This window comes from Pseudobacillus sp. 179-B 2D1 NHS (assembly GCF_045370945.1).
In the GTDB taxonomy this organism is placed as follows: Bacteria; Bacillota; Bacilli; order Bacillales; family Domibacillaceae; genus Pseudobacillus.
Genome location: NZ_JBIQDP010000009.1, coordinates 110105 through 133295 on the forward strand (window position 1 = coordinate 110105; position 23191 = coordinate 133295).

General features: G+C 40.2%; 23 protein-coding genes. 17 read left to right on the forward strand and 6 right to left on the reverse strand.

What is annotated here, in order from left to right:
- The first annotated feature begins 102 nt into the window (after nucleotides 1–102).
- Nucleotides 103–1485 (forward strand): alanine/glycine:cation symporter family protein, encoded by a 1383-nt coding sequence (locus ACH0BF_RS11240; RefSeq protein ID WP_406909396.1) that lies wholly within the window; start codon nucleotides 103–105, stop codon nucleotides 1483–1485.
- An 81-nt stretch (nucleotides 1486–1566) separates the two neighbouring features.
- Nucleotides 1567–2088: a type 1 glutamine amidotransferase domain-containing protein gene (locus tag ACH0BF_RS11245; RefSeq protein ID WP_340856179.1), complete on the forward strand. Its 522-nt coding sequence runs from the start codon at nucleotides 1567–1569 to the stop codon at nucleotides 2086–2088.
- 31 nt (nucleotides 2089–2119) lie between these two features.
- On the opposite strand, the gene ACH0BF_RS11250 is transcribed toward ACH0BF_RS11245, so the two are convergent.
- Nucleotides 2120–2341, reverse strand: a complete 222-nt coding sequence (locus ACH0BF_RS11250; protein ID WP_120036353.1) for a DUF1128 domain-containing protein — start codon at nucleotides 2339–2341, stop codon at nucleotides 2120–2122.
- A gap of 114 nt (nucleotides 2342–2455) precedes the next feature.
- Nucleotides 2456–3814, reverse strand: coding sequence for an alanine/glycine:cation symporter family protein (locus tag ACH0BF_RS11255; protein ID WP_340856176.1), 1359 nt, complete (start codon nucleotides 3812–3814; stop codon nucleotides 2456–2458).
- A gap of 482 nt (nucleotides 3815–4296) precedes the next feature.
- Here ACH0BF_RS11255 and ACH0BF_RS11260 point away from each other — a divergent pair, with 482 nt between their 5' ends.
- Nucleotides 4297–4647, forward strand: coding sequence for a hypothetical protein (locus ACH0BF_RS11260; protein WP_340856175.1), 351 nt, complete (start codon nucleotides 4297–4299; stop codon nucleotides 4645–4647).
- A gap of 11 nt (nucleotides 4648–4658) precedes the next feature.
- A complete protein-coding gene (locus ACH0BF_RS11265; RefSeq protein WP_259455703.1) occupies nucleotides 4659–5492 on the forward strand; it encodes a YihY/virulence factor BrkB family protein in 834 nt (277 codons plus the stop codon).
- 187 nt (nucleotides 5493–5679) lie between these two features.
- On the opposite strand, the gene ACH0BF_RS11270 is transcribed toward ACH0BF_RS11265, so the two are convergent.
- Entirely contained in the window at nucleotides 5680–7596 is a 1917-nt protein-coding gene (locus ACH0BF_RS11270) for a heavy metal translocating P-type ATPase (RefSeq protein WP_406909397.1), read from the reverse strand.
- 294 nt (nucleotides 7597–7890) lie between these two features.
- On the opposite strand from ACH0BF_RS11270, the gene ACH0BF_RS11275 reads away from it, so the two are divergent.
- The 10 genes from ACH0BF_RS11275 (at nucleotide 7891) to ACH0BF_RS11320 (ending at nucleotide 17622) form a co-directional block, all read left to right on the forward strand.
- Nucleotides 7891–8277: an OsmC family protein gene (locus tag ACH0BF_RS11275; RefSeq protein WP_340856171.1), complete on the forward strand. Its 387-nt coding sequence runs from the start codon at nucleotides 7891–7893 to the stop codon at nucleotides 8275–8277.
- A gap of 91 nt (nucleotides 8278–8368) precedes the next feature.
- A complete protein-coding gene (gene cax, locus ACH0BF_RS11280; RefSeq protein ID WP_120036356.1) occupies nucleotides 8369–9421 on the forward strand; it encodes a calcium/proton exchanger in 1053 nt (350 codons plus the stop codon).
- A gap of 109 nt (nucleotides 9422–9530) precedes the next feature.
- Nucleotides 9531–10331 carry a YfkD family protein gene (locus ACH0BF_RS11285; protein ID WP_340856469.1) on the forward strand — a complete coding sequence of 267 codons (801 nt, stop codon included), beginning with the start codon at nucleotides 9531–9533 and terminating at the stop codon, nucleotides 10329–10331.
- Nucleotides 10332–10451: 120 nt separating this feature from the next.
- Nucleotides 10452–10628 (forward strand): SE1561 family protein, encoded by a 177-nt coding sequence (locus ACH0BF_RS11290; RefSeq protein WP_182917094.1) that lies wholly within the window; start codon nucleotides 10452–10454, stop codon nucleotides 10626–10628.
- Between the two features lie 139 nt (nucleotides 10629–10767).
- Nucleotides 10768–12309, forward strand: coding sequence for a fumarate hydratase (locus ACH0BF_RS11295; protein ID WP_120036357.1), 1542 nt, complete (start codon nucleotides 10768–10770; stop codon nucleotides 12307–12309).
- A gap of 166 nt (nucleotides 12310–12475) precedes the next feature.
- Nucleotides 12476–13501, forward strand: a complete 1026-nt coding sequence (locus tag ACH0BF_RS11300; protein WP_406909398.1) for a 1,4-dihydroxy-2-naphthoate polyprenyltransferase — start codon at nucleotides 12476–12478, stop codon at nucleotides 13499–13501.
- Nucleotides 13502–13575: 74 nt separating this feature from the next.
- The gene (gene pdaA, locus ACH0BF_RS11305) at nucleotides 13576–14364 is read left to right on the forward strand and encodes a delta-lactam-biosynthetic de-N-acetylase (protein WP_406909399.1); all 789 of its coding nucleotides are present in this window, start codon (nucleotides 13576–13578) and stop codon (nucleotides 14362–14364) included.
- Nucleotides 14365–14438: 74 nt separating this feature from the next.
- Nucleotides 14439–15833 carry a 23S rRNA (uracil(1939)-C(5))-methyltransferase RlmD gene (rlmD, locus tag ACH0BF_RS11310; RefSeq protein ID WP_120036359.1) on the forward strand — a complete coding sequence of 465 codons (1395 nt, stop codon included), beginning with the start codon at nucleotides 14439–14441 and terminating at the stop codon, nucleotides 15831–15833.
- Between the two features lie 159 nt (nucleotides 15834–15992).
- Nucleotides 15993–16577, forward strand: coding sequence for a class I SAM-dependent methyltransferase (locus ACH0BF_RS11315; RefSeq protein WP_340856168.1), 585 nt, complete (start codon nucleotides 15993–15995; stop codon nucleotides 16575–16577).
- 292 nt (nucleotides 16578–16869) lie between these two features.
- Entirely contained in the window at nucleotides 16870–17622 is a 753-nt protein-coding gene (locus tag ACH0BF_RS11320; RefSeq protein ID WP_259455704.1) for a TVP38/TMEM64 family protein, read from the forward strand.
- Between the two features lie 96 nt (nucleotides 17623–17718).
- Here ACH0BF_RS11320 and ACH0BF_RS11325 read toward each other — a convergent pair whose 3' ends face one another.
- From ACH0BF_RS11325 to ACH0BF_RS11335, 3 genes are all read right to left on the reverse strand, one after another.
- On the reverse strand, nucleotides 17719–18990 hold the full coding sequence (locus ACH0BF_RS11325) for a cation:dicarboxylate symporter family transporter (RefSeq protein WP_120036361.1): 1272 nt from the start codon (nucleotides 18988–18990) through the stop codon (nucleotides 17719–17721).
- A 230-nt stretch (nucleotides 18991–19220) separates the two neighbouring features.
- Nucleotides 19221–20120: a response regulator gene (locus tag ACH0BF_RS11330; protein ID WP_340856467.1), complete on the reverse strand. Its 900-nt coding sequence runs from the start codon at nucleotides 20118–20120 to the stop codon at nucleotides 19221–19223.
- A gap of 2 nt (nucleotides 20121–20122) precedes the next feature.
- Nucleotides 20123–21403 carry an ATP-binding protein gene (locus tag ACH0BF_RS11335; RefSeq protein WP_406909400.1) on the reverse strand — a complete coding sequence of 427 codons (1281 nt, stop codon included), beginning with the start codon at nucleotides 21401–21403 and terminating at the stop codon, nucleotides 20123–20125.
- A 196-nt stretch (nucleotides 21404–21599) separates the two neighbouring features.
- Between ACH0BF_RS11335 and ACH0BF_RS11340 the strand changes: the two genes are divergently transcribed.
- From ACH0BF_RS11340 to ACH0BF_RS11350, 3 genes are all read left to right on the forward strand, one after another.
- On the forward strand, nucleotides 21600–22184 hold the full coding sequence (locus ACH0BF_RS11340) for a TetR/AcrR family transcriptional regulator (RefSeq protein WP_406909401.1): 585 nt from the start codon (nucleotides 21600–21602) through the stop codon (nucleotides 22182–22184).
- Nucleotides 22181–22600 carry a DUF5367 family protein gene (locus tag ACH0BF_RS11345; RefSeq protein ID WP_340856165.1) on the forward strand — a complete coding sequence of 140 codons (420 nt, stop codon included), beginning with the start codon at nucleotides 22181–22183 and terminating at the stop codon, nucleotides 22598–22600. The genes ACH0BF_RS11340 and ACH0BF_RS11345 overlap by 4 nt, the downstream gene beginning before the upstream one ends.
- A gap of 137 nt (nucleotides 22601–22737) precedes the next feature.
- Nucleotides 22738–22980 (forward strand): hypothetical protein, encoded by a 243-nt coding sequence (locus ACH0BF_RS11350; protein ID WP_340856163.1) that lies wholly within the window; start codon nucleotides 22738–22740, stop codon nucleotides 22978–22980.
- The last annotated feature ends 211 nt before the right edge of the window (nucleotides 22981–23191 follow it).

The following is a 23191-nucleotide window of genomic DNA, read 5'->3' on the forward strand; positions in this document are numbered from 1 at the left end:
AATCTATTGGTTCAGTTTTTTTGTGTTTATGGAAAATTAGGAAGGGTATAGGAAAACGGTGAAATATACATACATAGAGTAAATAGGTGAAGGAGGCGCATTTTGGATAATTTTATTGCAGGGGTAGAAAAGTTTTCGGGATGGCTATGGGGAGTACCTTTAATAGCTTTGTTAACAATTTCAGGTATTTTCATGACAATAAAACTAGGTTTCTTTCAATTTAGATATCCGCTTTATATTTTTCAGCAAACGTTAGGCAGCATTTTAAAAAAGCCAAAAGGCGAAGGTACGGTCACACCTTTGCAAGCTTTGACATCTGCTTTGTCCTCGACCATTGGAGCTGCAAACATCGTCGGCGTTCCAGCGGCGATTATGTTTGGTGGCCCGGGGGCTGTTTTCTGGATGTGGGTGATTGCTGTTATTGGCATGGCTATTAATTTCTCTGAAAGTGTATTATCTGTCCATTATCGAGAAAAAAATGAAGAAGGAGAATTTGTTGGTGGCCCGATGTATTATATGACGAAAGGGCTGAATATGAAATGGCTGGGTATGTGGTTTTCCTTCGCCTTAATGATTGAGCTGATTCCGAGCATTATGGTGCAAGGGAACTCAGTAGCTTCCACTATCTCACAAACATTTAAGATTGACGGCCTTTATACAGGTATTGTGATGGCCGTGATTACTGGACTTGTTGTATTTGGAGGCATTAAGAGAATTGGCCGTGTAACAGAAATCTTTGTTCCTTTTATGGCGCTTTTTTATGTGGGAGGAGCTCTTGTCGTGCTGACTTTAAATATTGACCAAGTGCCAACAGTTATTTCGTTGATTTTTTCTCATGCGTTTCAGCCGATGTCAGCTGTTGGCGGTTTTGCAGGAGCAGCGGTAGCTGAAACCATTCGCTGGGGATTTGCCAGAGGACTGTATTCGAATGAGGCAGGGCTAGGAACAACACCGATTGCTCACGCAGCAGCCCAAACGGATCACCCGGTGCGCCAAGGGTTTTGGGCTATCATCGGCATTGTCATCGATACGCTTGTTGTCTGTTCAGCGACAGCCTTTGTCGTGCTGTCAACAGGTGTATGGAAACAGGAAGGAGCTCTCGATGACCCATCGGCTTTAACGACGATTGCTTTTAAGGAAAGCTTTGGAGCCTTTGGAGGATTCCTTGTGACAGCTTCATTGATCTTTTTCGTTTTATCTACCGTTATCGTAGTCGTCTTTTATGGATCTAAGCAAGCGGAATTTTTATTTAACTTAAAAGCAGCACAAGCGATTAAAGTTATTTATTTGGCGGCAATCATTTTAGGGGCTGTCGGTGCGGCAAAAACAATATGGTCATTCCTTGACTTGGCGCTCGCTGCCATTCTGCTGCCTAATATTATTGCCGTGCTCCTTCTGAGCGGAAAAGTCAAAGAATTAAAAAATGAATTCTTTGAATCGGAGAAGTATTACTTAAAAGATGTGAAGAAAAAGAAGATCAGCTAAACCAGATGGCTGCTTTTATGTTTATCTCTGCAGAAAGAGGGAACATACAAAAGCGTATAAAAAATGAAAGGGGTTTTCTCATTGAGTAAAAAAATTGCTGTATTAGTAACAGACATGGTGGAAGATTCCGAATACACAGAACCGGTGAATGCATATAAAGAAGCCGGCCATGAGGTTGTTACTATTGAAAAAGAAGCAGGAAAAGCAGTAAAAGGAAAACAAGGAGAAGCAACCATCGCCATTGATAAGGGAATTGATGATGTAAGCCCAAGTGACTTTGACGCGCTGCTAATTCCGGGGGGCTTTTCACCAGACCAGTTGCGAGCAGATGATCGCTTTGTAAATTTTGCGAAAGCCTTCATGGATGAGAAAAAACCGGTGTTTGCTATTTGTCACGGTCCGCAGCTGCTTATCACGGCCAAATCGTTGGAAGGCAGAAGTGCTACAGGATATAAGTCGATTAAAGTAGATATGGAATATGCAGGTGTTACTTACAAGGATGAGGAAGTGGTTGTTTGTCAAGATCAGCTTGTCACAAGCCGCACACCTGATGACATTCCCGCTTTCAATAGAGAGTCGTTGAAGCTTCTTGCAAAAGAATAAATGGAGAGAAGGCCGGTAAACTACCGGCTTTTTATTTTCGTAAACTACCAAGTTCTTCAGCAATAGCTTGCATTTCGCTTGGGCTGAAGTTACTTTTGCGGTTCACTAACTCATAAATTTCCTTTAAATCCTCATAAGAAGATTCGCTGAAGTGATCCGGTTTAATAGCGCCGACATTTACCATGCGTAATTTTGTTGTGATTTGCTCTAGCATGTATTCAATATTTTCAGGGGATTTGACAGATAGATCCACGTTCTTTTCACCCTCTCCAGTAATTTGATAACATCATTTCACTTTTCATTTAGTTTGTCAATCAACTATTTAAAAAAACAGACTTTTAAAAAAGTCTGTTTTTTTTATGCTTTGTTAAGCAGCCGCTTTCTTTTCTTTTTCTTCCTTGATGGCTTTTAATACATTTTTTGTTTCGTGAATGACTACTCCAGATAGGCCGATGATACCAACTAGGTTAGGGAAGGCCATTAATCCATTCATAATATCGGCAAATGTCCAAACTAGTTCGAGACTTGTTACTGCCCCGATGAAGACCGCTAATACAAAGACCAGCCGATAGTATTTAACAACCTTTTTGCTAAATAGGTAGGAGAAACATTTCTCTCCATAGTACGACCAGCCGATGATGGTAGAAGAAGCAAAGAACAGCAGGCCAAGAGCGACTACGTAAGAGCCTGCCGGACCAAGGAAGGATTCAAAGGATACAGTTGTCAGTTCGCTTCCTTCCAATCCCTGATCATATTGTCCAGCCATCACAATGGTTATTCCTGTGATGGAACAAATTAAAATAGTATCAATAAACACTTGAGTCATAGAGACGAGAGCCTGGCGAGCAGGCATGTCTGTTTTTGCTGCCGCTGCTGCAATCGGGGCAGAGCCGAGACCTGCTTCATTAGAGAATACCCCACGAGCCACACCGTAACGGATAACTGCACCAATCGCACCTCCTGCTACAGCTTCACCGGTGAAAGCATCTGAGAAAATTAGACCTAGGGCTGCTGGAATGCCACCTAAGTTTGTCAGCAGGATAACAAGGCCTGCGATCAAATAGAACGCTGCCATAATTGGCACAAAAAAAGCAGTCACTTTACCGATGCTTTTAATGCCGCCTAATAAAACAAGGGCAGTAAAGATAAGTAAAACAATTCCTGTAATGAATGGAGATACATTAAACGTATTTTTTACCACGCCGGCCACTGCATTGGCTTGTACTAGATTCCCGATACCAAAAGCAGCAACGGCACCGAATAAAGCGAACAGGATGCCCAGCCATTTTTGATTTAATCCCCGTTCGAGATAATACATTGGACCGCCGGACATTTCTCCGTCTGGGTCTTGGACGCGGTACTTTACGGCGAGTACAGCCTCTGCATATTTCGTAGCCATGCCAAAGAATGCACTCAACCACATCCAGAAGACAGCTCCAGGGCCTCCCATTAATACAGCGGTCGCTACCCCAACGATATTTCCAGTTCCAACCGTTGCTGCGAGCGCTGTCATTAAAGCTTGGAAGTGAGAGATATCACCTTCAGATTGCTTATCCTGGCTTTTGCTAAATGCAAGTTTAAGAGAATAAGGCAGTAATCTGAGCTGTAAAAAGCCAATACGTACGGTTAAATAAATTCCAGTTCCAACTAAAAGAATTAGCAGAGGCGGTCCCCAAATGTAACCACTAATAGTGTTCATGATACCAAGTAATTTTTCCTGAGCCATATTATCCCCTCCTTCTCCCTCATTATATAAAAATGCCTAGAAAAGAGTAGTCAGTATTTAAAAAATATTTAAAAAATATAAACTTTTGTTAAATGAAACAAACAAAAGTTGGTTGAATTGTGAAAAATCATTTACTGATAGTATGTTAGCGCTAAAGAGCGATTTAAAAAGAAGGAAAAGAGTCATCCACTAAAGAATAGGGTCATGGTACTCTTATATAGACGAACAATGAGTCAGCCTGCTTTCAAGAGCCCTGTTTCTTACGAATGATGTTTTGTTATTTTACAAAAAGGGAATTGATAGAGCATGAGAATAATGAAAATGCTACAGCCCAAGTAAGAATGGAAAGGGAACATTCTTTATTCTTAAGGGATAAGCGATGAAAGTGTACTTGCGAGCAAGCAGATGACCAGTTCGGATAATTTGTCAGCCATGATTCTGCTGATACAATTAGTTTAGTTGTGAAAGAAAGGATGATGAAAATGGGAAAAGGTAAATTTTTTACAAAGGTAGGCATTGGCGCAGCAATTGGAGGCGCTATTGCTTTAATGGACCGTCAGACAAGAGAGGAGATGAAGGAGTGGGCCATCTATTTATTTGAGATGGCAAAAGACCCTGAAAGCTTATCTGCTTCCTCTAAAGAAATTGTAAATCGAGCAAAGGAAACAGCTCAGCAAATTAGCGAGGACGTTAGTTACATTCGTGGAAAAGTCGACAGTTTACGCGATCTGACACCTGAGGTAAAAGATCTTGTGGATGAGACAAAGAGCACTTTTCTTCCTGATGAAGAAAGCGCATCCGGTGCAGCAGGAAAAACTTCAGTAACGCACTAGGAGGCGATTATTTGTCCGACAACAAGATAGGGTTAAAGATTTTTTCAAAGCATTTGCTGAAAAGAATACAACAATCTGATGTTCCGGACACTGCTGCACAAATGTCGTACTACTTTCTGCTATCGCTCTTTCCATTGTTAATTTTTGCTGTAACCCTGCTGGCTTACTTGCCTATTAGCCAGCAGGATATGTTTCTTTTGGTTCGCGATTATGCCCCTGGCGATACAGTAGAAACCATTCAAAATACATTGAATGAAGTGTTGCAAAATGGAAATGGCGGTTTGCTTTCCTTCGGGGTAATCGCCACTCTCTGGTCAGCTTCTAAAGGGATGAATGCTATCATTAAAGGGTTAAATCATGCATACAACGTAGACGAGACAAGACCGTTCTACAAGGTGAGGGGCATGTCTGTTTTATTAACAGTCGGTTTAATTTTTGTGATAGCGGCTGCCTTAATCTTACAGGTATTCGGGAAGCAAATCGGACTGTTCGCATCTGACTATTTAGGCCTGTCCGATGAGTTTCTAAAGCTTTGGAACTGGCTGCGCTGGCTGATTTCTCCTCTGTTGATTTTTGGAGTATTTGTTGGTTTGTATTATTTGGCTCCGAACATTAGTGTCAAATGTTTAACCGTTTTGCCGGGAGCCATCTTTGCTGCTGTTGGCTGGATTGTCGTTTCATTAGGTTTTTCTTTTTATGTCAATAATTTTGGCAATTACTCAGCCACATATGGAAGCATTGGAGCCATCATTGTCATGATGATTTGGTTTTATCTGTCAGCGATGATTATCCTTATTGGCGGAGAAATCAATGCCTTGAAAAACGACTTAGCTGGCGATTGTTAATGAAGAGTCTGCTTACCCTTTACTGTTGGTAGGCGGGCTTTTTTAATGGGCTTTGCTCATAAATGAATTTTTTCTGCTCACCATCCATAAAAGTATAGACGTAACATTTGGATAGGAATCATCACTGACAAATGGCCTTTTGCACTGATTGAGTCAATAAAAAAAACGTTCAGCAAGCTGAACGTTTTTAAGACCGCAAGAGACGCAGTCCGTTTAAAATAACGAGAATAGTGCTGCCTTCGTGCCCGATAACGCCAAACGGTAAGTCAAGCACTTGAAAGAAGTTGGAAATGATAAGCAGCATAATGACTGATATGGAAAAGATCACATTTTGCTTAACGATCCGTTGCATTTTTTTTGATAAGCGAATGGCTTCAGCAATTTTAGGCAAGTCATTTTTCATCAGGATGATATCTGCTGTTTCCATCGCCACATCTGAGCCTTCTCCCATAGCAATCCCAATGTTTGCGGTAGCTAGAGCGGGAGCGTCATTAATGCCGTCTCCAACCATTGCGACAGTATCATAATCTTGAATTAACTTTTTTAGTTGATCTACTTTCTGCTCCGGCAAACATTCAGCAATGAAGGTGTCTAAGTGTGCTTCCTTAGCAATCGCTCTTGCTGTTGTTTCATTGTCGCCTGTCAGCATAATAGTGTGAATGCCTTCTTGATGGAGAAGCTCTAAAGCCTGTTTTGTGTCTTCCCGTATTAAGTCCTTCAAAGCAATAACCGCTGCAATTCCATATTCATCTCCTACAAAAACAGTTGTTTTTCCAGAAGAGGCAAGTTCATTCGCTTTGCCGCCATGGAAAGCGAGTGCGGCTTCCCGGTCAATAAAATCAGCTTTCCCGATCTTCCATTGTTTTCCCTTAACAGTTCCTTTGACTCCCCAACCGGCTGCATCTTCCAACTCATCTGGTGCAGAATAAGCGACATTTTTTTCTTGGGCAAATCGAATGATCGCCTGAGCGAGTGGGTGATTGGACTGACTTTCGATCGAAGCAACAGCACTAAGCAATTCATTCTCTGCTAGACCTTCGCGGACAACTACATCTGTTACCTCAGGTTTCCCTTTTGTAAGGGTACCGGTTTTATCAAAAGCAATCGCTTTTAAATTGTTCAGGTTTTCTAAATGAACGCCGCCTTTAAATAAAATGCCACGGCGAGCTCCGTTAGAAATCGCTGAAAGTGTCGCCGGCATAATTGAAGCGACGAGCGCACATGGAGAAGCGACAACGAGAAGGACCATGGCTCGATAAAAGGTTTCTGTCCAGCTCCAGCCAAGGGTAAAATGAGGTAAAAACATCATTAAACCAACCGCTGCCAATACAATTTTTACATATTTGCCTTCAAATTTCTCGATAAATAGTTGGGAAGGTGACTTTTCACTTTGGGCAGATTGAACAAGTTGGATGATTTTTTGAAAAAGTGTCTCGCTTGCAGGCTTTGTTACTTCAATATAAATAGATCCAGTAATGTTCACAGTACCTGCGAATACTTCTCCGTTTTGCTGTTTAGAAACGGGGATTGATTCCCCGGTTATAGCAGCCTCATCAATCGTTGTCTGTCCCTTTGAGATTAGGCCATCTGCAGGAATGCGCTCTCCCGGTTTTACAAGGATTAAATCTCCAACTGCAAGAGAAGACACGTGAACTTTTTCTTCCGTGCCATTTTTGATCAATAAGGCTTCTTCCGGCTGAATTCCCATTAAGGAAGAAATTTCTTTTTGGCTTTTATTCATTGTATAAGTTTCGAGTGCTCCACTAAGAGCAAAAATGAAAATTAAGATAGCTCCTTCTGTCCAATAACCGATAATAGCTGAGCCGATGGCAGCAAAAATCATGAGCATTTCTACATTCAGCTCTTTCTCGGCAATCGTTTCTTCAATCCCTTCTTTTGCTTTGGCAAAACCGCCGATAATAAAGGCGATCATATAAATTGGAACGGCTGCAGAATGAACGCCGTTTTTATCTAAGAGCCATCCAGCTAAAATCAATACACCGCTTAAAAGAGCTGCTATCAGTTCGGCATGAGGTTTTATGGAAGAGATCCAGAGCGCTTCTTCTTGATGTCCGGCCTCTAAAGCTTTTGCTTGCATATTCATGATAATATTCCTCCTTAATTGATATTCCCTCTTTCTAATTGAGAATAGTAATCAAATTCACTTTTCTTTTGATTAATGAAAAACATTCTCATTAGTTTTAAAATAAGGTTTTTTATTCAAATGTAGTTTTATTATTAATTTATAATAATTATAATTAAGGTTATATTAACATAGCCGTGCTTAAAAATAAAGAGTAATATCTTTTTTTAATGCTTCATCAAACATTTGTTCAGAGATAGATGTTTCGCTGCAAATAATTTAAAATAAGGTAGATGATTGCAGAGAGGTGAAAAAATGAAATTTCGAATGAAGGAAGGCGGATTTACAGCTGATCTACCTTACGGACAGCTTGATGTCTCTGGTGATGAGCTGTATGGATTTCGTCCTTATCAACTACTAACCGCGTCTATAGCTGTTTGCAGCGGAGGTGTTCTGCGAAAGATTCTTGAGAAAAAAAGAATGCACGTAGAGGACATTGAAATTAACACGAAGGTCTATCGGAACGAACAAGAGGCAAGCCGGATTGAAAAAGTAGAAGTTCACTTTATTATTAAAGGAAAAGAGCTAGCAGAAGGACAAATAAAAAAAGCGATGGAGCTGACGAGAAAGAACTGTTCAATGGTACAATCGGTTATCCCTGCCATTGAAGTAGTCGAAACTTTTGAAATTATCCAATCTTAATAACTACCTCAACTAGCGTTAGGAAATGAGAAAATGGGGTATCTTGATTAAAAACCTGTATTTATTTTTCTAACGGAAAAGAGGTCAGCTTATGGGTAAGATATTTGGAATTATGGTGCTGATTGGAGTCCCGCTGTCTGTAGCTGGATCACTTATGCACTGGCCGACATTAATGATGTTCGGCATCTATTGTTTAACGATAATTGCTTTATCAAGTTATATGGGCAGAGCCACAGAAAGCCTTGCGATTATTACGGGCCCAAGAATTGGCGGATTGTTGAATGCCACTTTTGGAAATGCAGTCGAATTGATCATTTCGATTTTTGCTTTACAAGCTGGGTTGATCGGAGTGGTTCTGGCTTCTTTAACCGGTTCTGTATTAGGGAACTTGCTGCTTGTTGCCGGGCTATCATATTTTATGGGAGGCCTTAAGTACAAACGCCAAAAATTTAATGAGCATGATGCTCGTCATAACTCGGGGCTTTTAATATTTGCTGTTATTGTAGCGTTTGTCATTCCTGAAATTTTTTCAAGAGGCATGAGCGACTCAGAGACCCTTTCTTTAAGTGTAGGAATTTCTATTATTATGATTGTTCTTTATCTGGCTGCTTTATTTTTTAAGCTTGTTACACACCGTGGAGTATATACCGGTCAGTCAGAAGAAACCACTCAACATGAAGAACCGGAATGGTCCAAGGGGAAAGCCATAGCTGTATTGCTTCTGGCTACACTTGCTGTTGCCTATGTATCAGAAAATTTAGTGCATACGTTTGAAGAGGTTGGAAAGAGTTTTGGCTGGTCAGAGTTGTTTATCGGGATCATCATTGTGGCCATTGTTGGAAATGCTGCAGAGCATGCTTCAGCTGTGTTGATGGCAATGAAGAATAAAATGGATGTAGCTGTAGAGATAGCTGTTGGCTCAACCTTGCAAATTGCCATGTTTGTTGCGCCGATACTTGTTTTACTCTCGTTAATGTTTGAGACGTCCATGCCGCTTGTTTTTACAATCCCTGAGCTGGTAGCCATGGTAACAGCAGTGTTTTTATCGATCGTTCTCTCGAATGATGGAGAAACAAACTGGTTCGAAGGCCTAACGCTTCTCGCTGCTTATTTTATTATGGGAATAGGTTTTTATCTATTATAGATAAAAAAGCTGTGTAAGTGATTCACTTACACAGCTTTTTTATTGTTAGGCGGATAAGTTGAAAAGCCAAGAGCAAACTAAGCAAAAGAAATAGGGAGGATAGAATGTGATGAAGTGGAGTCGTTTACTTTTGTGCCTACTCATTGCCATTATATATACAGGAAATCCGCCGCTTGCTTTGGCAGAAAAAAAGGAGAAAGTCTTTAACGAGAAAATGCCTGACTCGGTCAAAAACATTGCACGTGAAAATACTTTTTTAAATGAGGAAGAAGAACTGTCTCAGTTACAACCCAGTGAATTAACGAAAGAGCTGTTAAGCACTTCGCCAACAAAAATTACGAATCCTTTGCTTGTTCGTATGTTGAATGAATCATCCATTAAAAAATCGCCATTTGCTTTCGGATCCAGAGTGTCGATTTATCTCGGTGAATGGCCGCTTGCCTACCATTCAAAGGAAACAAGCGCTAACTGGCAATATCAAAAAATTAACACAAACTTTTATGACAATCGCGGTGGCAAGACCAATTATCAAATCCACTATGTTCAGGAAGCACACAAAGTAATAAAAGGTGGTTTATCTGCCAAACTGCCCAAAACAGAAGAAGTCCAACAAATGATTTTAAAAGAGGCAATCGACAAAACCGGCTGGCCGTTGTCTTATACAACAGCGATTGGAGCCGGAACAAAACAGAATGAGGTGTACAACGTACCTCCTAAAACGGCCGGTTACTTATATGGATTTGCCCCTGCAATAAATGAAAGAGGGATCATCACTTACGGGGAAGTCTATCTTGTCGTGTCAGGATGGAAACGAGCCATTGTTGTGAAAAATGTAAGCTCCAAACCAATCAGTGCATGGATTCCGGTTAAAAACCATGTATCATTTAGTTATAAATCCGTACAGCAGTAATGAACAAAAATTTTTAAGCGCAACTATCTTTTTCGCAGGAAATAATTGAATTAAACGGCTGAATCCTTTACGATGGAAGGCAAGCGACAAAAGAAAAATATACAGGAGTGCTAATCGAATATGAAGCCCATCATCGATAAAGAATCACAAATTAGCTACTTAAAGCAGCGTTTAAATATGTTTATGGAAGTTCTTGATGCCATCGAGCCAGAGGAAACAAAGATCGAAGACATTGACCGCCTTCTTGAAATGATTGACGATATTGAAGAGAAGTGTGAACAATTTAAAAGCAGATAAATAAAAAGAACCAGCCAAGAGGCTGGTTCTTTTTATTAGTCTTAAGTTCTCCTTTAAAACAACAAAATTCAGCAGTATAATAAAAAAAGTATGGCAATGCAAAGAGATACATAAAGAGTGAGTGGAGAGGGGAAAGATCATGAATTTGGAAAAGTTCCAACAAAGTATGTACGAGTTGATTGTCGAAACATCAACTAATTTGCCGAAAGATGTGCGTCGCGCAGTTAAAGCAGCCGCCGTGCGTGAAAATGCTGGCACAAGCGCAGCGATGAGCCTTAATACCATTACAAATAATATTCAGATGGCAGATGAAAATATTTCTCCCATTTGTCAGGATACAGGTATGCCGACGTTTAAAGTAAAAACACCCGTGGGCGTTAACCAATTAGAAATTAAAGAAGCCATTTATCAGGCAATGATTGAAGCGACAAAAAACGGAAAACTTCGTCCTAACTCGGTTGATTCATTGACAGGAGAAAATAGCGGTGACAATTTAGGACCAGGCACGCCGGTTATTAAGTTTGAACAATGGGAAAAAGATTATATTGATGCCCGCTTGATTCTAAAAGGCGGCGGCTGTGAGAATAAAAATATTCAATACAGTCTCCCTTGTGAACTTGAAGGCCTTGGAAAAGCGGGGCGCGACCTGGACGGTATCCGTAAGTGTATTATGCACTCCGTTTATCAAGCTCAAGGGCAAGGGTGCAGTGCCGGATTTATCGGTGTGGGCATCGGCGGTGATCGTACAACAGGCTATGAGCTGGCGAAAGAGCAGCTTTTCCGCCGTGTTGACGATGTGAACCCTAACGAAAGTCTGCGTCAGTTGGAAGAGTATGTGATGAAGCACGCGAATGAGCTTGGTATTGGCACAATGGGATTCGGCGGTGAAACGACTTTACTAGGCTGTAAAGTTGGCGTCATCAACCGTTTGCCTGCTAGCTTTTTTGTATCAGTTGCCTATAACTGCTGGGCTTTCCGTCGCTTAGGTGTACAAATTGATGCGGCAACAGGAGAAATCCAAGAGTGGTTCTATCAAGATGGAGAAGAAATTACATTTGACTCTTCTCAGCCAGAGTCGGAAGAGACAAAATCAGAAAGCCGTACATTTACGTTAACTGCACCAATTACAGAAGAGCAAATCCGTGAACTTAAAGTAGGAGATGTGGTGAAAATCACGGGAAGAATGTACACAGGCCGTGATGCGATCCATAAATACCTAATGGATCATGATGCACCGGTTGATTTAAATGGCCAGGTTATTTATCACTGTGGCCCGGTTATGCTGAAGGATGAGCAGGGGGAATGGCACGTAAAAGCGGCCGGACCAACTACTTCGATTCGCGAGGAGCCTTACCAAGGCGACATTATGAAGAAGTTTGGTATTCGTGCTGTCATCGGTAAAGGCGGCATGGGACCGAAAACACTTGCTGCTTTGAAAGAGCATGGTGGTGTGTACTTGAACGCGATCGGCGGAGCCGCTCAATATTATGCAGATTGTATTAAGTCAGTAGACGGCGTTGATTTAATGAACTTTGGTATTCCGGAAGCGATGTGGCATCTCCAAGTAGAGGACTTTACAGCTGTGGTGACGATGGATTCACACGGCAATAGCCTTCACGCGCATGTAGATAAATCTTCCTTGGAAAAGCTTTCTCAATTTAAAGAGCCAGTCTTTAGCTGATCATTTGATCGACCCCCTCCTGTTTTACTGAAAATAGGAGGGGGCAGAGTGCAAAGAAAATTTATTTCCATTCTTCAGATTGAGACTCCCTATTCAGGGAGTCTTTTTATACTGGAAGGACTGCTCCCTCTTTTTGGCTTTAGCAGGATAACTTTCCGGTGGAATCATGAAAAAGCTCGCCATTTATGTCGTTTTTTCGGTTATAATGAAAGTTGTTTATTTAAATTTATTATCCGAAGTTGAGAGGAAGAGAGGAATGAATCAAGAATATACAACACAAAAATCTGGTAATGCTCAAAAGCAGAGCACAGGTAAAATATTATGGCAGTTAACTCGGCCCCACACTTTAACCGCATCATTTGTGCCTGTTTTAATCGGAACGGTGCTGGCCATGTTTTATACAAAGGTGGACATCTGGCTGTTCTTAGCGATGCTCTTCGCATGCCTATGGATTCAAATCGCGACAAATTTATTTAATGAATACTATGACTTTAAACGGGGATTAGATACCGAGGAGTCTGTTGGTATTGGCGGTGCCATTGTACGACACGGGATGCAGCCAAGAACGGTTTTGCAGCTGGCACTAGGCTTTTATGCATTGGCTCTTTTATTGGGAGTATATATATGTGTGAGCAGCAGCTGGTGGCTGGCGTTGATTGGATTAGGCGGAATGGCAGTTGGTTACTTATATACAGGCGGCCCGCTTCCAATTGCTTATACACCATTTGGAGAACTTTTCTCCGGTCTGTGCATGGGTTCTTTTTTTATACTGATTTCTTTCTTCATCCAGACGGGTGTTGTGAATACGCAAAGCATCATCATCTCCATTCCTATTGCCATTCTTGTAGGCGCCATCAATCTTTCCAATAATATCCGCGATATTGAAGAGGATAAAAAAGGCGGAAGGAAAACCTTGGCGATTTTGATGGGACATGAAAAAGCGGTATACTTTTTAGGCTTTTTGTTTGCTGTCGCATACGTGTGGATTGTTGGTTTAGTGGTGTTTGATGATGTTAGCCCTTGGCTGTTCTTAATCTTTTTAAGCCTTCCAAAACCTATTCAAGCCATCAAAGGATTCTTAGGAGAGAAGGCGCCTAAGCGGACCGGTCTGGCCATGAAAGCGACCGCTCAAACAAATACATTCTTTGGCTTCTTGCTGTCTATTGGCTTGTTTATCAGCTATTTCTGGTGAAAATTAACTCGATAAAAGGTGGATATTTTTCTTTTTAAAACTGAAACTAGAGGAAAAAGCAAAGGAAGATGATGATGAAGAAGTGGATCATGTACAGCTCGTTTGCTGTTTTATTTTTCTTTAGTTTCGCTTATCCTGCCATGTCGGCTTCCAATCAGGCCATTCACTGGGGATTCAAAAAAGGCTCCGATGGACAGCAGGCGGAAGCGGGCCGAGAGCTCGATAAGTTATTAGCTGACCATGGCGCCTTTTATAAGGGCAGCGCCAAAGAAAAAGTGCTGTATTTGACGTTTGATAATGGCTATGAAAACGGCTATACGAAAAGCGTCCTAGATACATTAAAGAAAGAGAACGTGCCTGCTGCTTTTTTTATTACAGGCCATTATTTAAAAAGCGCGCCTGATCTTGTCAAGCGGATGAACAAGGAAGGCCATATTATCGGCAACCATTCATGGCATCATCCTGATTTAACGCAGGTGAGTGATGAGAAGCTGAAAGAAGAGCTCGCGCTCGTGAAAAAGGAAACGGCCCGGATAACCAAACAAAAACAAATGACATATCTTCGGCCACCGCGCGGAATTTTCAGTGAGAGAACGTTAAAGGTTGCGCGGGAAGAAGGATACACACACGTGATGTGGTCGCTTGCTTTCGTTGATTGGCAAACAAACAACCAAAAAGGCTGGCAATATTCTTATGACAACATTATGAAGCAGATCCATCCGGGGGCTGTTTTGCTGCTTCACACTGTTTCAAAAGACAATGCCGAGGCTCTTCCCAAAGCAATTAAAGATTTGAAAAAGCAAGGATACCACTTTGAGAGCCTGGATGATTACCGTAAAAAACAAAAAAGAATTTCGGCATAGGGCTGCTGCGGCAGTCCTGTTTTTTCGTTATAATGAGGGATAACATTTGGCAAAAACAGTGAGGACGTGACGAAGTGAAACAGGAAGATAAAGCAAAGATAAAAGTAAAACAAACGTTTCCGCTGACCATTAAACGCATAGGCATTAACGGAGAAGGCGTCGGTTATTTTAAACGGCAGGTCGTTTTCGTTCCTGGAGCTCTCCCTGGGGAAGAAGTGGTTGTGGAGGCGGTGAAGGTACACCCAAAATTTACAGAAGGACGAATCAAAAAAATCAGAAAGAAATCTGAGCATCGTGTGACTCCACCATGCCCGGTATACGACCAATGCGGCGGCTGTCAGCTGCAGCACGTGACATATAGAGAACAGCTTAATGCCAAGCGTGAAATTTTAATTCAGTCGCTTGAGCGGTATACGAAGGTGCCTGTTGATGCTCTTGATATCCGCGAGACGATTGGGATGGAAGAGCCTTGGTTTTACCGCAATAAAAGCCAATTCCAGGTAGGCAAGAGAGATGGCATGGTCATTGCTGGACTGTACAGTCAAAATTCTCATAAGCTGATTGATATTCCAGATTGCATCGTCCAACAGCCGGCATTAAATGATGTACTAAATAAAGTCAAACAAATATTGCAGGATTTCAATATTCCGATCTATGATGAAAAGAAAAATAAAGGTATCGTTAAAACGGTTGTGACTCGTGTGGGCATTGCTACTGGCGACATTCAAGTGGTCATTGTTACCGCGACGGATAAGCTGCCGAAAAAAGAATTGATTGTCCAGGAAATCCAAAAGCGGCTGCCGAACGTAAAATCTATTATCCATAATATTAATCCCAAAAAGACCTCATTAATTTTCGGAGATAAAAGCTTGCCACTCGCTGGTCCAGAGACGATTGAGGAGCGGCTGGGTGATCATAAGTATGCTCTTTCCGCCCGCGCATTCTTCCAGCTTAACCCTGAACAAACGATCAGACTTTATGATGAAGTAAAGAAAGCGGCACAGCTGACTGGCAGCGAGAAAGTGGTCGATGCCTATTGCGGCTCAGGAACGATCGGCCTTTGGGTGGGAGAAGGGGCTGCTGAAATCCGCGGGATGGATGTAGTTCCTGAATCGATTAAAGATGCCAGAGAAAATGCGAAGGCTTTAAAGATTAAAGCGGTATATGAAGTGGGTACCGCCGAGCAATGGCTGCCCAAGTGGCTAAAAGCAGGCTGGAATCCGGATGTCGTTATCGTCGATCCGCCGCGCACAGGATGCGACCAAAAGCTGCTCGATACGATCAAGAAGGTAAAGCCAAAACGATTTGTATATGTGTCCTGTAATCCTTCGACACTGGCTAAAGATATTAACCAGCTAAGCCATTTGTATAACATCGAATATATTCAGCCTGTGGACATGTTTCCGCAAACGGCGCACGTCGAAGCTGTCACGCTGCTAACGCTAAAAGACAGCAGCCGGCATCAATAATTTATGGCAAGGAGGAAAACCACCCGCTGAATAGGGTGGTTTTTTCCGTTATAGATGAACAATTAAATCTTAAGAATTCTTAAGAGATTCTATCACTGTTTCTTCAGATTTGGGCTTTATTCTAGAGATAAAATCCAAAAATGTTGGAGGGACAGAAACTTGAAAACTCATGCGTTCTTTTTTCAATATATATTAAACCCAAGGAAAATTGGAGCTGTTTTTCCGAGCTCCTTTTATTTGGCTGAAAAGATGACAGGCAATATTTATTTTCAACAGGCTAAATATATAGTGGAATATGGACCGGGAACAGGCATCTTTACAGATCAAATTCTTACATATAGAAAGCCAGATACGGTTGTTTTATTAATAGAGAACAATAGAGAGTTTTATAAGCTGCTGAAGGACAGGTATAAAGAAGAAAATAATCTTATCATCATTAATGATACCGCGGAGCATATTGACCAGTATGTAGAAAGGTATGATATTCCCCATGTGGACTATGTGGTTTCTGGATTGCCTTTTGCCAGCTTGCCTAAGAATGTTTCGAATAATATTTTGCTTAAAACGAAAGAGTTATTAGGGCATAATGGTAAGTTCATCACTTTTCAATATACGCTGTTTAAGAAAGAATTGATAAGCCGATTTTTTACTCAAGTCGATGTCAAGTTTGAGTATAGAAATGTACCACCTGCCTTTATATTAAGCTGCAACAATCGGCGGCTAGATAGAGCAAATAATGGATGAGCGCAAAGTAGGCGGGAAATAAAGGAAACGAAGGATAGGATATTAGAGGAAACTGTAAGTGTAAATTCTCCTTTTAGAAGGTATAAAACATATAATACAGAAATTAATAATAACAAGGGCATCGGTGACTCATTCGTTATGACAGATACATGTCGAAGGAATAGGAAATTAAACCTCAATTTAATGGATAAATTCCATGAGGGAACAATAGAAACATGGCTGGGTAATTGCTATTGCTAAAAATAAGAGCTAGGGATAACTGCCTCTATAAAGTTTATTGCCAGAACTTAAAATGAAAGGTTTTGCAGAGTATTTCTTAGTTCTCGCTGCTTTTGATGTATATATCACAGCGAAAGAGAGTGTGGAGGAATTGAAGAAGAGTATTTTTATTATCGCTGTATGGTTAGTATCTATCTATGTATTGAAGCATAATCATTTATTGCCCTCTGATATGGATGAGTTAAAGGAATTTATATCCAGACATACAGAATATGCCATGTTGTTATTCGTTGCTCTATGGTGTTTAAGGCTCCTCGTTTTTATACCAGGTGCTACACTGATGATTTTCGGAGGAGTATACTTTGAACCGCTTTTAGGTTTTTTACTATCCATGGCTGGCATCATTTTAAGTGAAACGTTAGTCTATCTATTTTCCAAAACTGTTATAGGCACAAAGCTAAGCCGGCTCCTAGAGAAGAAGAGACCAGAACTAGGGGCACTTTTGGAAACCCAAAATTACAAGTTTTTAGCATTAGGGATTATTTGTCCCATTGCTCCTACAGATGCCATTTGTTTTTTATCAGCATCATTAGGAGCAAAATATATGCGCTATATGCTGACCATAATCGTCTCCAACCTTCCACTTTTATTGCTATATAGCTTGATCGGAACGAGTATCAGCGAGTCTTTAATTGGCATGACAGCGGGTGTTGTTTTACTTGGGGGAGTTACGGTCGTGTCGATAAATATTTGGAACAACCTAAAGAATGCTGTAAACTTTTCTAATAGGGCTAAAACTCAGCGAACCAAAACCGCTAATAATTAAAATTGATATGAAGCAAGAAAGAAGCCGCACATAGAAAAAAGCAGACAGTCTCATCACCATGAAACTGTCTGCTTTTTATTTATATCTTGGCTAATATTAAGATGCTTTTTGAACAGATTTAAGGTAGTTTTCTCCCTTGTGAGCATCAAATCGGCCTTCCCATTTAGACATAACAACAACGGCTAAAGAGTTACCAATTACATTAACAACTGTACGCGCCATATCAAGAATCCGGTCAATACCAGCAATAAAGGCGAGGCCTTCAAGTGGAATACCTACAGATCCTAAAGTAGCTAACAGAACAACAAAGGAAACGCCCGGCACACCGGCAATCCCTTTAGATGTCACCATTAATACTACCATTAGTGTTAACTGCTCCATAATACTTAAATCGATTCCGTACATTTGGGCAATAAAGATTGCCGCAAGTGCTTGGTAAAGAGTAGATCCGTCCAAGTTAAATGAATAGCCGGTTGGAATAACGAAGGAAACGACATCTTTTGGACAACCGAATTTCTCCATTTTCTCCATTATTTTTGGAAGAACTGTTTCTGAACTCGAAGTAGAGTAGGCTAAGAGGAGTTCATCTTTTAAGATTTTGATAATATGAAAGACGCTTGTCCCGCACATCTTAGCAATAGCTCCAAGAACGACAACAATAAAGAAAATCATCGTTGCATATACGCAAATAAGTAATTTTCCGAGTGGAATCAATGACTCTACGCCAAATTTGGACACGGTTACACCAATTAGAGCAAATACACCAAATGGAGCAAACTTCATAATTTGATTCGTCACATAAAACATAGCATCTGCTGTACCTTGGAAGAAAGCAAGAACTGGTTTCCCTTTTTCACCGATTGCTGCCACTCCTAAACCAAATAAAACAGCAAAGAAAATGATAGCGAGCATATCGCCTTTAGCTAAAGATTCAATAATATTGCTTGGTACAATATTTACAAAAGTATCGGCAAAGCTGTGGCTTGATACTTCCTCGGTTGTCTCAACATATTGCTGAATATCGCCCTTAGCCAGCTTAGACATGTCTATCCCTTCGCCGGGCTTAGTAATATTCGCCACGAGGAGTCCGACAATGATAGCAATTGTAGTGACAATCTCAAAGTAAAGAATTGTTTTCCCACCAAGTTTACCTAACTTTTTCATATCGCCTGTTCCGGCAACACCAAGAATGATCGTGGAAATAACGATTGGCACAACAATCATTTTAATTAATCGAAGAAAAATATCGCCAATTGGCTGTAAAAAAGTTTCAACGGCAGGGTTTCCATAAAAAATGGCACCAACAGTAATCCCTAAAGCTAACCCGACAAGAATTTGATAAGCTAAACCAAATTTACGTTTTTTCATTTAGTCACCTCTTCATATATAGTGCAAACGCTTTCTTTATAAAATAAAAATATATAAGTCAATTTTATAAGGAAGTAATAAAAAACTATAAAATCCGACATTTTCTTTTTTGTTTTCTATAAAAAAGAAAACTCTGCCATTAAGTTCATTGGCAGAGTCAGTCTGATGTTATAACTATAAGGTGCAAAGCTCCTACACATAATTTTATAAGGTGAGGGTTATGTAATCTCTCAAGAATGTCCAAAATACTTTTCTATTGTCTCAAGATACAGGGCTTGAAGAAATTTTTTTATATTAATTTTAACTTTCATCGGTTCATTCCGGTCTGAGTCCAGCTCTTTCATTCTCAATCTTACCTCTTGAAATTCGAAGAAGCGGGGGGCATAATCCTCAAATTTAGGGTTAGTATAATCTATTACACCCATTGAAGCCAGATTGTTGAGAGCAGCTACAATCGCTCTACGAATACGCTGTTCAATAGATTTGACTTCTTTTTTTATGCTAATTGGATCTGATTTATTCATGCTAGCTACTGCTTCATACAATTTTTTTAAAGGAGGTAATAAAGCAGAAGAGTCATTTTTTTCGAGCAAAAACTCCATCATTGCTACGATATCTTTGCTTCCTGCCTCTCCGGCTATTCCCATGTCATTTAAAATAGATAAAACAATATCTTTTACGCTGCGCTGCTTTTGAGCGGAATGAGAGGAGTCGATGTGTGCTAAAGATTCCCTGATTGTCATCAGTGAATGTCTCAATTGAAACCGCTCAGCAGTTTTGGTTAAAATGCTGCGTACCTCAATACGGTTAATCGGTTTATGAATAAAGAACTCGATGCCTTTCTCATAGGCCTCACCGACCATTTCTTTGTTGACTATTTGGGAAATCATAATGAATTGTCCTTCAAATCCTTGCATCCTCAATTGTTCAATGGTTTCAATGCCATCCAATTGAGGCATTAATAAATCAATCAGAACAAAATCAGGCCGAGTGGAAAGGACGAGCGGGATAGACTTTTCACCGCTTTCAGCCTCACCTATTACAAGCCCAAGTTCCTCTTCTGTTATAATTTTGTTTAACATTCTTCGACTGGCTGTGTCATCATCCACAATAAAATAGCGAAGTTTCAGTTTTATTCAACTCCCTTTCTAATCTCGTTCGTTGGAATTTGGATTGTAAAAATGGTTCCTTTAGTCGAAGATTCTACATAAATTTCCCCTTGTAAGTTTTGAATAATCTCTTTTACATGAGAAAGACCAATTCCTGTGGCAGCCACCCCTTGGTCGTTGTATTTTGTTGTATAGCCTGGTTCAAATATTAATGATAAATCTTCTGAAGGAATCCCTTTCCCTGAATCTTGTATAACAAAGTGGGTATATTCCGATTTTTCATATACGCTCAAATCAACACACCCCTCTGCTTTTACAGCTTCTACTGCATTAGCCACAAGATTATTTAAAAGAGCAAGAAGAGGTATGTGCCTATCTGTTTCAAAATCAACACCGATTGATGAATGAAAGGTTAGTTTTTTCTTCAATAGCTCACTATAATTTTGGTTGGCAGTAATCACAAAGCCAAATACGTCAGAAAGAAAAATTCTATCGTTTTTTTTCTGGACATATATTTTAGAGAGTCCGGAAAGAATTCGTTGAGAATCTTTTTTCACCTCATGAATTTCTTGTGAAATGTGCAACGCTTGTACGCTTAATTCCGGCATGTTTCCCTTTTTTAGTTTTCGATATAAATCATGGCTGGTTGCGGTGATTCGCTCAATATTTTCCATGGATTTTTGCAAATAAAGAATCTCTACATATAGTTCTGATCTAACTCCCAGCATTTCCTGAAGTCGTTTTTTTTGTTCCGAAATAGTGATTGAACTGTATAAACCTACTACAAAGTAACTGCGAAATAGAGCGATGCCAAACAATAACGCCCATTCTTGTAAGCCAAGATTAGTGTGTTGTAACAGCCAGTAGCGCAGCAAATGCTCTACACTATTTGCTATAAATTCTATTCCAGTAGCAAAAGCGCCAAGAAGAAAGGGGGAGGTTTTATACGCTTCTATTTTAATCAGGCCAAATCCTAAAGAAAATAACAAGTAAAACAGAAATGCAGGAAAATGAGTCATAACACTCGTCAACAAAGGGGCACTGCCCATTACCATATCTGCAGATAAACGAAAACAAACAACCGTGATCCCCGTAATAATACCCGTTCTTAAAAAAGAAGCTGGAGGCCAAACAAGGATAAATAGAAAAAAAGTGATACTGCCTAATCCGAAACGAAGATCCTCTCCATAAAAGGGAATAATTTTCACTTCGCTGACAATCGCAGTTAAAACAGCGGTAAGAAATAAAGACAAAGCATCTGTTCTTTTGGAATTTCTTCCAAGAAGTTTGTATATGATTGACATTTTATTCTCCTATTTTCGCTATAGAGATAAATCGGCCTTGTAAAAAACAATTTTATTATAATGGAATGACGGTATAAAAGAAATCTGTTTTAAGGTGCTGACAATCTTTAATATAAGCATTGATAGGGACAAAAGTTAATGGTAAAATTTTCGTAAATACAGTTAGTTAGTTGACTAACTAATAGGGGGCGTATATATGGCAAAACCAAATATGATTAGCAAAGAAAAGCTAATTCAATTAGCCAAAGAGTGTTTGGCTGATAAGGGGATTGAGAAATTTACACTGAGGTCAGTGGCAGAAAAAGCAGAAGTCACACAGGGAACCGTTTATTATCATTTTCGGACAAAGGAACAGTTGTTGCTGGATATTGTAAAAGACGTCTGTGACCGTTCATGGAATGAGGTAGCGCAAGAAGAAGATGTGATAAAACAAGCCTTGGAATCGGCAAAGAGCCGCTGCGGCAGCGATTCATTTTATCATAAGTTGTTTTTTACATTAATTGCTGCAGGGTTAAATAATGAAAAAATTAAGGAGCAGCTTGGAAGTGTGTTAGAACAGGAAAACAAAGCTTTAGCCGGAAATCTTACAAAAATATGGGCCCAGTCACCAGTAACAGGGGTTTCTCTTGAGGGGTGGGGAGTGTTGTTCAATGCGATCGTAGATGGGATAGCATTGCAGGCTCTCATGATCAAAAATTTTCCTGTAGAAAAGGCATATGAGGGGCTTGAGCAGTTAGTAGCATTACTAAGCAATTTGGCTATGAGGGAGGAGGGAGAATGAAGGGGTACTTGTTCGTTGCTTGTTGGGGCGTGCTCGTTTGGCTGTTTGCTACATTGTTTTTTGTCTTTTTTGGAAAGAAAGTTCTTTTCAGCCCGGATTCAGATCCATTCTTTATGAGCCTGTTTTTGTTAACTGCTGGAACAGCAATATTATTGCTGGCTGTTACTTTCCTGTACTCACTATTCGATCAATCAAAAAATGCCACACTGAAATTCGGGTTAATCGGTACGGCTGTAGGCCTGACACTCGACGCCTTCTCATTAGCTAATCATCGCTATATTTTTCCGGAACTTAATGAATCTCAGATCATTGCCTTTACTGTTTGGATGTCATTTGCGTACGCACTATATTTAATCATTCCTGCCATGGTAAATGAAAGAAGAGGAGGAGGGCTAATTTGGCATAAGAGGGTGTGAAGTTTTTGTTAATTAAAACAGGTGATTCAAGATGCCAATTAACCGATAATCAGAAGAGAGCTCTGGTAGAGGGATAGGAGTTAGCATAATTATTGCCAGAAAGACAGGCCTTCTTATAAAAGGAGGAGAATCAAGACTTGCATATTAAAATGAACAAAGCGGCTTTTGGTTATTTGAAAGGTGTGAAGCTCGGACTTGCATGTTTTGCACCGGTTATTCCGGCGATTCGTGGAAAAGACAACGAAGCAAAGCAACAGGTTGATAAGCAATTATCTCTCGGACAAAAAGCTTTACTTATATTTGAGGCTTGGAAGAATTCAACCTTTCGACTAAGGACTTGGTTCATCAGACGGAGCTGCTCTTATCCATTCGGTCACTAAATGCCAAATTTAATGAAGCCTCTTCTGTGGCGCTTAATCAAATTGGCGTTTGTATTAGAAACAACCCGAGCCGGGTTTCCATTATAACTTTGTTAAAGAAATGCTGATGCTTAGGCAGCGTTTCTTTTTTGTTATTGATGATTGTTTTTGATTAGATATGATTGTTTTTGAATGATATTGATTGATTTTGCTGTTGGTTTGTCCTATTATA

Coding starts and splice junctions, on each gene's coding strand:
- ACH0BF_RS11320 (WP_259455704.1), top strand. CDS start 16,870: ATGAAAGGTTTTGCAGAGTATTTCTTAGTTCTCGCTGCTTTTGATGTA.
- ACH0BF_RS11295 (WP_120036357.1), top strand. CDS start 10,768: ATGAATTTGGAAAAGTTCCAACAAAGTATGTACGAGTTGATTGTCGAA.
- ACH0BF_RS11270 (WP_406909397.1), bottom strand. CDS start 7,596: ATGAATATGCAAGCAAAAGCTTTAGAGGCCGGACATCAAGAAGAAGCG.
- ACH0BF_RS11335 (WP_406909400.1), bottom strand. CDS start 21,403: ATGTCAATCATATACAAACTTCTTGGAAGAAATTCCAAAAGAACAGAT.
- ACH0BF_RS11290 (WP_182917094.1), top strand. CDS start 10,452: ATGAAGCCCATCATCGATAAAGAATCACAAATTAGCTACTTAAAGCAG.
- pdaA (WP_406909399.1), top strand. CDS start 13,576: ATGAAGAAGTGGATCATGTACAGCTCGTTTGCTGTTTTATTTTTCTTT.
- ACH0BF_RS11325 (WP_120036361.1), bottom strand. CDS start 18,990: ATGAAAAAACGTAAATTTGGTTTAGCTTATCAAATTCTTGTCGGGTTA.
- cax (WP_120036356.1), top strand. CDS start 8,369: ATGGGTAAGATATTTGGAATTATGGTGCTGATTGGAGTCCCGCTGTCT.
- ACH0BF_RS11260 (WP_340856175.1), top strand. CDS start 4,297: ATGGGAAAAGGTAAATTTTTTACAAAGGTAGGCATTGGCGCAGCAATT.
- ACH0BF_RS11340 (WP_406909401.1), top strand. CDS start 21,600: ATGGCAAAACCAAATATGATTAGCAAAGAAAAGCTAATTCAATTAGCC.
- ACH0BF_RS11300 (WP_406909398.1), top strand. CDS start 12,476: ATGAAAAAGCTCGCCATTTATGTCGTTTTTTCGGTTATAATGAAAGTT.
- ACH0BF_RS11275 (WP_340856171.1), top strand. CDS start 7,891: ATGAAATTTCGAATGAAGGAAGGCGGATTTACAGCTGATCTACCTTAC.
- ACH0BF_RS11345 (WP_340856165.1), top strand. CDS start 22,181: ATGAAGGGGTACTTGTTCGTTGCTTGTTGGGGCGTGCTCGTTTGGCTG.
- ACH0BF_RS11285 (WP_340856469.1), top strand. CDS start 9,531: ATGAAGTGGAGTCGTTTACTTTTGTGCCTACTCATTGCCATTATATAT.
- ACH0BF_RS11255 (WP_340856176.1), bottom strand. CDS start 3,814: ATGGCTCAGGAAAAATTACTTGGTATCATGAACACTATTAGTGGTTAC.